This window comes from Streptomyces sp. NPDC058877 (assembly GCF_042742855.1).
Lineage (GTDB): Bacteria > Actinomycetota > Actinomycetes > Streptomycetales > Streptomycetaceae > Streptomyces.
Genome location: NZ_JBHYMF010000094.1, coordinates 20,008 through 27,537, shown reverse-complemented (window position 1 = coordinate 27,537; position 7,530 = coordinate 20,008). Strand labels below are relative to the sequence as shown.

General features: G+C 72.2%; 10 protein-coding genes and 1 tRNA gene. 4 read left to right on the top strand and 7 right to left on the bottom strand.

Annotated elements, in window-relative coordinates:
• The coding region (locus tag ACFW2Y_RS21760) for an SCO7613 C-terminal domain-containing membrane protein (RefSeq protein WP_384881608.1) at positions 1 to 993 on the top strand (993 nt) is incomplete at its 5' end.
• Positions 994 to 1,044: 51 nt separating this feature from the next.
• Here the strand turns inward: ACFW2Y_RS21760 and ACFW2Y_RS21755 are convergent.
• Positions 1,045 to 1,119: transfer RNA gene (locus ACFW2Y_RS21755), tRNA-Val, on the bottom strand.
• 54 nt (positions 1,120 to 1,173) lie between these two features.
• On the bottom strand, positions 1,174 to 1,596 hold the full coding sequence (locus ACFW2Y_RS21750) for a TIGR02611 family protein (RefSeq protein ID WP_384881605.1): 423 nt from the start codon (positions 1,594 to 1,596) through the stop codon (positions 1,174 to 1,176).
• A gap of 190 nt (positions 1,597 to 1,786) precedes the next feature.
• Between ACFW2Y_RS21750 and ACFW2Y_RS21745 the strand changes: the two genes are divergently transcribed.
• Positions 1,787 to 2,200 carry an SsgA family sporulation/cell division regulator gene (locus ACFW2Y_RS21745; RefSeq protein ID WP_015032345.1) on the top strand — a complete coding sequence of 138 codons (414 nt, stop codon included), beginning with the start codon at positions 1,787 to 1,789 and terminating at the stop codon, positions 2,198 to 2,200.
• A gap of 192 nt (positions 2,201 to 2,392) precedes the next feature.
• The gene (locus ACFW2Y_RS21740) at positions 2,393 to 2,950 is read left to right on the top strand and encodes a CGNR zinc finger domain-containing protein (RefSeq protein ID WP_384881602.1); all 558 of its coding nucleotides are present in this window, start codon (positions 2,393 to 2,395) and stop codon (positions 2,948 to 2,950) included.
• 14 nt (positions 2,951 to 2,964) lie between these two features.
• Here the strand turns inward: ACFW2Y_RS21740 and ACFW2Y_RS21735 are convergent, their stop codons facing one another.
• A complete protein-coding gene (locus ACFW2Y_RS21735; protein WP_384881600.1) occupies positions 2,965 to 3,129 on the bottom strand; it encodes a hypothetical protein in 165 nt (54 codons plus the stop codon).
• 121 nt (positions 3,130 to 3,250) lie between these two features.
• Entirely contained in the window at positions 3,251 to 3,667 is a 417-nt protein-coding gene (locus tag ACFW2Y_RS21730) for a hypothetical protein (RefSeq protein ID WP_384881597.1), read from the bottom strand.
• 145 nt (positions 3,668 to 3,812) lie between these two features.
• Here ACFW2Y_RS21730 and ACFW2Y_RS21725 point away from each other — a divergent pair, with 145 nt between their 5' ends.
• On the top strand, positions 3,813 to 4,331 hold the full coding sequence (locus ACFW2Y_RS21725) for a DsbA family protein (RefSeq protein ID WP_384881594.1): 519 nt from the start codon (positions 3,813 to 3,815) through the stop codon (positions 4,329 to 4,331).
• Positions 4,332 to 4,493: 162 nt separating this feature from the next.
• On the opposite strand, the gene ACFW2Y_RS21720 is transcribed toward ACFW2Y_RS21725, so the two are convergent.
• The 3 genes from ACFW2Y_RS21720 to ACFW2Y_RS21710 are packed head-to-tail and all read right to left on the bottom strand — an operon-like array spanning position 4,494 to position 7,270.
• Entirely contained in the window at positions 4,494 to 5,333 is an 840-nt protein-coding gene (locus ACFW2Y_RS21720; RefSeq protein WP_384881591.1) for a GNAT family N-acetyltransferase, read from the bottom strand.
• 42 nt (positions 5,334 to 5,375) lie between these two features.
• Positions 5,376 to 6,206, bottom strand: coding sequence for an aminotransferase class IV (locus ACFW2Y_RS21715; RefSeq protein ID WP_384881588.1), 831 nt, complete (start codon positions 6,204 to 6,206; stop codon positions 5,376 to 5,378).
• On the bottom strand, positions 6,203 to 7,270 hold the full coding sequence (locus ACFW2Y_RS21710; RefSeq protein ID WP_384881585.1) for a chorismate-binding protein: 1,068 nt from the start codon (positions 7,268 to 7,270) through the stop codon (positions 6,203 to 6,205). Before ACFW2Y_RS21710 ends, ACFW2Y_RS21715 begins: the two co-directional genes overlap by 4 nt.
• Positions 7,271 to 7,530 lie beyond the last annotated feature (260 nt).

Genomic DNA, 7,530 nt, shown 5'->3' with positions numbered 1-7,530 from the left:
CCGCGGGGGCAGGCACCCGTGGTGCGGCCCGGAACCGCTCTCGGATGGGGTGCTCTCGCCGTCGGCCTGGTGTCCGCCGTGGACGCGGTCGCCCTGGCCCTGGACGTCCGGACGGCCACCTTCCTCGTGCTCGGCGCGGTGTTCGCACTGTTCTCGGGGCTCGCGGCGCTCGGCGCGGGCGCCCGCCGGGGGGCGTCCGCCGCCACGGCGGTGCTCGCGGCGGCCGGAACGGTGTTCGCGGTGGCGGCTGCCGGCGGGTTCGAGGACCAGTGGACGGCGCTCGCCCTGCTGCTCGTGCCGGCGGGGGCCGCCGCGGTCGCCTCCAGGGCCCCCCGACCGGTGGGCCTGCCCGCCGAGGTCGCCGGCGCGGCCGTCGGGGCGCTCGCCCTCGGGATCACCGCTCCTCGTCCCGCCTTCCTGGCGCTCGCACTGGCCCTCTGCGGAGTGATCGCTTCGGCGACGGCGCTGCGACCGGAGCGGCGACGGTCGGCCTCCTGGACGGCGGCCGTGCTGTTCCTCCTGGCCGCATGGGTGCGGCTCGCCGTGTGGGACGTGACGGCCCCGGAGGCGTACGCGCTCCCGGTGACCGTGCCGGCACTGGTCGTCGGGCTCTCGCGGCGACGGCGGGACCCGGAGGCCTCCTCGTGGACGGCGTACGGCCCCGGCCTCGCGGCGACGCTGGTGCCGAGCCTCCTGGCGGCCTGGACGGACCAGGGGTGGGCCCGGCCGCTGGCCCTGGGGGTGGCGGCCCTCGCGGTGACGCTGCTCGGTGCCCGGTTCCGGCTGCAGGCGCTGCTGGTGCTGGGCGGTGCGGCGCTCGCCCTGGACGGCTTGCACGAGCTGGCGCCGTACGTGGTGCAGGTGGTGGGCGCGCTTCCGCGCTGGCTGCCGCCGGCCCTGGCGGGCCTGCTGCTGCTCGCGACGGGCGCCACCTACGAGCAGCGGCTGCGGGACGCCAAGGGGCTGCGAGAGCGTTTGATGCGGATGCGGTGAATGCGCCGAAGGCCCGGAGACGTTGTTCCGTCTCCGGGCCTTCGATCCGGGTGGTGGGCGATACTGGGTTCGAACCAGTGACCCCTTCGGTGTGAACGAAGTGCTCTCCCACTGAGCTAATCGCCCGGGCGCACCGCAAACATTACCCCATGTCAGCGGGGGTACCGAACCACCCGCGGATCACTCGTCGATCTTCCACGGCATGACGAAGCCGAACTTCCACAGGTAGACGCCGAGCAGGACGGCGACGATCACCAGACCGGTCACGGTGAGGATGATGTTGCGGCGGCGGACCTTGGGGTCGAGGGCCCGCTGCGCAGCCTCGGTGACCTTGCGCTTGGTCCAGCGCAGCACGAGCTGCGCCCAGACGAACTCGGTCGCCCAGATCGCCATGCCGGCGAAGATGACCAGCCAGCCGGGTCCGGGGAGCGGCAGCATCACCACTCCGGCGCCGACCACGGCCAGTCCGACGATGAAGACGCCGACCTGCCAGCTCAGGTGCAGGCCCCTGCGCGACTTGATGAACTCCGGCGCGCGGGATCCCAGTTCGGCCTCCTGACCGCCTGCGGAATCCCCCGTACGCTCGTCACTCTCCGCATTCATGCCGCCCAACCTACCGGACGGCGAGCCCTTACCGGAACGGTGGTATTACCCCAGGTCACACGCATCCATACGAGCGACCTGAACAGCCACAAAAACGACAGAGGGGTTTACAACGGCACCGGAGGTGGCATGTCGATTTCGCCGACGTGCGAATCCCCGAGCGCACACTGAGCGAAAGGCCCTGGCGCTTATGAACACCACGGTCAGCTGCGAGCTGCACCTGCGCCTCGTTGTGTCGAGCGAGTCCTCACTGCCTGTACCCGCGGGCCTGCGGTATGACACGGCCGATCCGTATGCCGTGCACGCCACCTTCCACACCGGAGCCGAAGAGACGGTCGAATGGGTCTTCGCCCGCGACCTTCTCGCCGAGGGGCTGCACCGGCCCACCGGCACGGGCGACGTCCGCGTCTGGCCGTCCCGCAGCCACGGTCAGGGAGTCGTCTGCATCGCTTTGAGCTCTCCCGAAGGAGAAGCCCTGCTCGAGGCCCCGGCGAGGGCCCTGGAGTCGTTCCTCAAGAGGACCGACGCCGCCGTGCCACCGGGCACCGAGCACCGGCACTTCGATCTCGATACGGAGCTTTCCCACATCCTGGCCGACAGCTGAGCCAGGTCGATCACCGCACGGCGCCGTCCGACTCGGGGAGACGGCGCCGGGCGGTCAACCACACAGGCACGAGATCCGACGCCCACTCCCGCGCAGCCGGCGCGGTGGTGGGCGTCGGTGCGCTTTTCCGGGGCGCGCTAGAGTCAGCGCCATTCCGCGGGCACCCGCCCGCGGCCGGCCAGGGAGCGAATCGTGCTGATCCCCCACGACACCCGGATCGCCCTCGACACCGTCGTCGATCTGATGAACACCTCGCCTCAGGGCGACCGCGACGACGCGCTCGCGGACGTCTCCGAACTCCATGCGTTCCTGCGCGCACACAAGGTCAGCGGGGTGGGGGCGCTCAACCCCGACGACCTGCGCGCCGTGCACGAGGTGCGCGAGAAGTTCGCCGCCGTCTTCTCCGCCCCCGAGGCCCGGATCGCCGCACCGCTGATCAACCAGCTGGTGGCGGGCGCGGGCACCACCCCGCAGCTCACCGACCACGACGGCTACGACTGGCACGTGCACTACTTCGCGCCGGGCGCCTCGGTGGCCGACCACCTCGCGGCCGACTGCGGCATGGCCCTCGCCTTCATCGTCGTGGCGGGCGAGCAGGAGCGCCTGCGGCGCTGCGAAGCACCGGACTGCGGTAGGGCCTTCGTGGACCTCTCCCGCAATCGCTCGCGCCGTTACTGCGACAGCCGCACCTGTGGCAACCGGCTCCACGTGGCTGCGTACCGAGCACGCCGCAAGGAAGCGGCCGGCTGACCCCTCCCCCGGAGTCACAGCAGGAAGAGGTCGTGCACGGCGGCCACCAGGAGTAGGCAGCCGATCACCCCGAGGAAAATCATCAGCGGCGGCTGGGAGAGCGCGAACAGGCAGCCGCGGGGCTCTTCAGCAGGGGCATCGGTGGTGGCGGGGACGGGTTCCCGCGAGGTATCCAGCATCTCGGGGGGATGATGGCGCACCCAGCGCCCCCGCATCCCGCAACACGCGCCTTTGCAGGGGCAGTTCACTCCTTCCCGTGGATCACCGAACGGGGACGGACACCCGAATCGCCAGAAGCGGTCAGATTCCGTGCTTCTTCAGAATCGCTTCGATGTCACTGAAGTCCTCGCCGGCGGGCTGGTCAGCGGACTGCGGCTTCGCCTTCACGGCGCGCGCAGGCGCCGATGCGGCCGGAGCCACGGCTCCGGGAGCGGCTTCTCCGACGTCCTGGGGACGGCCGGCCCTGCGCCGCTCCACGGCCCGGGTGGACAGGAACAGCAACCAGGCGGTGCCGAGCACGCCGAAGCCCGCCCAGGCCATCGGGCTGAACGCCGTGTCGGCGATCCAGTCGACGGCGCCGGTCATCACCAGGCCGAGCGGCACCAGGGCGTAGGCGGCGATCCGGGCGGCGGTCAGGAAGCGCTTCCGGTACGCCGAGATCGCGGCGATGCCCAGGCCCGCCGCGGACGCCGCGGAACAGATGGTCTCGGCAAGCATGCGGTCCTCCAGGTGCCGGGCGATACGTCCCTTCCATCCTGCACCGCCGGGCCGCCCGGGGCCATGCCCCGCCGCTGGTCTCAGGGAGATCTCCGGGTCGCCCCCGCCGGGTCTCCTCCTCCGGTCCCAGTGGGAGACTGCAGACATGAACGACTCCACCACCACCCCCTCCCCGGCCGTCGCCCTGGAGGCGTGGTTCGACCTCCAGTGCCCGGACTGCTTCCAGGCCCTCGGCGACGTCCACGCGCTGCGGGAGAAGTACGGCGACCGGCTCGACGTCCAGCTGCGGCACTTCCCGCTGGCCAAGCACAAGCACGCGTACGCCGCCGCCCAGGCCGTCGAGGAGGCGGTCGAGCAGGGCAAGGGGTGGCCGTACGCGGAGGCCCTGCTGGCGAGGACGGCCGAGCTCGGCGAGCGGGGCGAACCGCTCCTGCTGGAAGTGGCAACGGAACTCGGCCTGGACGCAGAGGAGTTCGACACCGCCCTGATCGACGGTCGGCACCTGCTGACCGTGGACGCTGACGAGGCCGAGGGCAAGGCCATCAAGGTCACCGGGACTCCGACCTACGTCATCGGCGGGGAGCGACTGGACGGCGGGCAGAGCCAGGAGGGACTGCGGGAGCGGATCGAGCAGATCGCCGACCGCCTCCTCGACGGGTCCTGAGCGATCTCGGCAGCCTTCTGCAGGGGACTGCGCCGAGGCCGGAGCCTCCCGGCCAGGCGCTCGGCCGGGCCCGGCATCCCGTCGACGGGCCTCCGTCCGGCCCGCGCCCCGCGGCCGTCGAGGCGCCCCGCCGCGCCGGCCGCCCGGCCCACCGGGAAGCCCCTACAGCAGTGGCTTCGCACTGTTGATGCACGTCGCCCGGTAGCCGAGCGACTCGTAGAGCCGGATGGCCGGGATGTTGTTTGCGAACACGTGCAGTTCGACGAGCCGTTCCCCGGCGTCCAGGGCAATGCGTTCGGCGAGCAGCATGAGCGCCCTGCCGTACCCCTTGCCGCGCTCCCCCTCGACGACCTCGACCTCGAAGACGAAGGCCGTGCCGGCCCCCTGGTCGCACTCCATCCGGCCCACCCACAGATGGCCCACCACCCGTCCGTCGCGCAGACCGACGACAACCGTCACGCCCGGGGTGGCGAGGCCCTGCGGGAGGAACCGGCGACGACCGTCCTCCGCCTTGGCGAGCGCCTGCTCCTCGGGGACGCCCCGGTCGATCCAGCTCTGCGCGAAGGCGGCGCGGGACGCGGCCGACCACTCCTCGAACTCCGACTCCGTGACCGGCCGGTACGCGAAGCCCTCCGGCAGCTCGGGCGGCGCCGCCGGCAGTTCCTTGGCCATGTTCCGACTGCGCTCGGTGTAACCGAGCGAGCGGGCCAACCGCAGCGCGGCCTCGGCGTCCGCGGGCACCGAGACCTGCACCTCACCGCACCCCCAGCTCCGCAGCACCTCCTCGGAGGCGAGCGCCGCCACGGTGCCCCGGCCCCGACCGCGATCCGGCTCCTCGACCCGAAGGCGTTCGATCAGGCCCGATGCAGCACCGAAGGCCGGGTCGGTGGCCACGTGGACGGAGCCGACCCGGCGGCTGTTGACGCAGATGTCGTAGGTGCGGGAACGGCCGCCGTCGGCGGACTGCTGAAGCGGCTCGGACGGCCGCAGGGTGGTGGTCATCCCCCGTGTTCTACCCACCCCGCGCCGATACGTCATCCGGATTCAACCGAGCTGCGGGTCCCGGTTCGCCGCTGCGCGCTCGTCGAAGACGCGCATCGCCTTGGCGGTCACGGGGCCGGGGGCACCCGTGAGCGTGCGGCCGTCGACCCGGTGCACGGCCTGGACGTCGCGGAGGGTCGAGGTGAGGAAGACCTCGTCGGCGTCCTCCAGCACCTCGAACGGCAACTCGACCTCCTCCGCGCCGGTCCACTGCACGGCGAGGGCCCGGGTGATGCCCGCGAGGCAACCGGAAGAGACGGGCGGGGTGAGGATCCGACCGTCGACCACGACGAAGACGTTGGAGCCGGTGCCCTCGCAGAGCCGCCCCGTCGTGTTGGCGAAGAGCGCCTCGGAGGCACCGGCCTCCCGCGCCCTGGCGAGGGCCATCACGTTCTCGGCGTACGAGGTGGTCTTGAGGCCCGTGAGGGCTCCGCGCTCGTTGCGGGTCCAGGGGACGGTGATCACGGCCGTGGTGTCGGGGCGCCGCCCCGTCTCGCCGAGGGCGACGACCAGGCTGGTTCCGGCGTCACCGCGTTCGGAGCCCAGCGGGGAGAGCCCTCCGGTGTACGTGATGCGGAGTCGACCAAGCTCCATCGGATTGGCCTCGAGGACCGCGGCGCAAGCGCGGCGGACCTCGTCGAGATCGGGTCCGGGTAGGCCCAGACCGAGGGCGGAGCGGGCGAGCCGCTCCAGGTGGAGCGTTAGAGCAAACGTTTCTCCACGCTCCGCCTTGACCGTCTCGAAGACGCCGTCACCGACGGTCAGTCCGTGGTCCAGTACGGAGACCGTTGCGGCCTCCGCATCGCGCAGCCCACCGTTGACCCAGAGTTTCATCGAGGAGTGGCCCTTTCGCTCGCCCCACGGGCGTCCGACTCGTAGGCGCCCGACGCTATCGCGACCAGCCGGTCCGCCTTCAGCTCGGTCTCCTCCCACTCGCGTTCCGGGTCGGAACCCCAGGTGATCCCGGCCCCCGTGCCGAAGCGGAGCACCCCCTCGGGACGGTCGATCCAGAAGGTGCGGATGCCGACGGCGAGCTCCGCGGTGCGCGCATCGGCGTCGACCCACCCGACGCCTCCGCAGTAGGGGCCCCTGGGCACGGTCTCCAGGGCCTCGATGATCCGCAGCGCGCTGGTTTTGGGCGCGCCGGTGACGGAGCCGGGCGGGAAGGTGGCGGCGAGCAGTCCGGGCCAACCGGCGTCCTCGCGGAGCACTCCCGTCACGGTGGAGACGAGGTGGACGAGGCCGGGGTGCTCCTCGACCGCACAGAGGTCGGGGACGGCGACCGAACCGGTCTCGCTGACCCGCCCCAGGTCGTTGCGGACCAGGTCGACGATCATCACGTTCTCCGCGTGGTCCTTGGGCAGGAGGTCGGCGACGGTGCGTCCGGTGCCCTTGATGGGTCCCGAAGCGACCCGTGCGCCCGTGCGGCGCAGGTAGAGCTCGGGGGACGCGGTGGCGATCTCCACGCCGTGGGCGGGCAGGCGGATCGTTCCGGCATAGGGAGCGGGGTTCCCCCGGGCGAGGAGGGCGGTGAGTGCGTCCACATCGGCGGTGGCCGGGTCCGGCAAGGGAGCGGTCAGCACTCGGCAGAGGTTCGCCTGGTAGACCTCGCCGCGCGCGATGTGCTCGCGCACCCGCCGGACACCCGCGGTGTACGCGGCGCGGTCGAGCGAGGACACCCAGTCACCGGCCGCGGGACCGCGCCAGGCACCCGGGACGGGCGCGGGGACCGGATCGGGCCGGACGTCCCCGAAGCGCGCGCAGGTGAGGCGCCCTTCGAAGTCCGCGCAGACGGCCCAGAAGCCTGCGGAGTCCAGCGCCTCGGGGTCGTGGGTGACGTCCCGGAGGTCGGTCGCGACGAGGCCGCCGAAGCGGGCCAGGGGAGCAAGGTCGTGCACGCATCGAGTCTAGGTCCGCCGGGACGCGGGCACGGGTCGCGCACGGAGGAACACCGGGACCCGCGACGTCGCGGAGGGGACGGGAGGTCGAGCGGTGCGCCCGGCGGGGCTCCCCGCACCCCCGGGAACACGGTGAGTGAACGCCGTGCGAACCCTCCGTGGGGCCCCACCGGGCACACCGAAGGGCGCGCAGGTCAGCACGCTGCGGAAACGCGTTTTTGTACTGGCCCGGGAATCCGCTAGAGTTCAACACGTCGCCG

Coding starts and splice junctions, on each gene's coding strand:
- ACFW2Y_RS21750 (WP_384881605.1), bottom strand. CDS start 1,596: ATGAATGCGGAGAGTGACGAGCGTACGGGGGATTCCGCAGGCGGTCAG.
- ACFW2Y_RS21745 (WP_015032345.1), top strand. CDS start 1,787: ATGAACACCACGGTCAGCTGCGAGCTGCACCTGCGCCTCGTTGTGTCG.
- ACFW2Y_RS21735 (WP_384881600.1), bottom strand. CDS start 3,129: ATGCTGGATACCTCGCGGGAACCCGTCCCCGCCACCACCGATGCCCCT.
- ACFW2Y_RS21730 (WP_384881597.1), bottom strand. CDS start 3,667: ATGCTTGCCGAGACCATCTGTTCCGCGGCGTCCGCGGCGGGCCTGGGC.
- ACFW2Y_RS21725 (WP_384881594.1), top strand. CDS start 3,813: ATGAACGACTCCACCACCACCCCCTCCCCGGCCGTCGCCCTGGAGGCG.
- ACFW2Y_RS21720 (WP_384881591.1), bottom strand. CDS start 5,333: ATGACCACCACCCTGCGGCCGTCCGAGCCGCTTCAGCAGTCCGCCGAC.
- ACFW2Y_RS21715 (WP_384881588.1), bottom strand. CDS start 6,206: ATGAAACTCTGGGTCAACGGTGGGCTGCGCGATGCGGAGGCCGCAACG.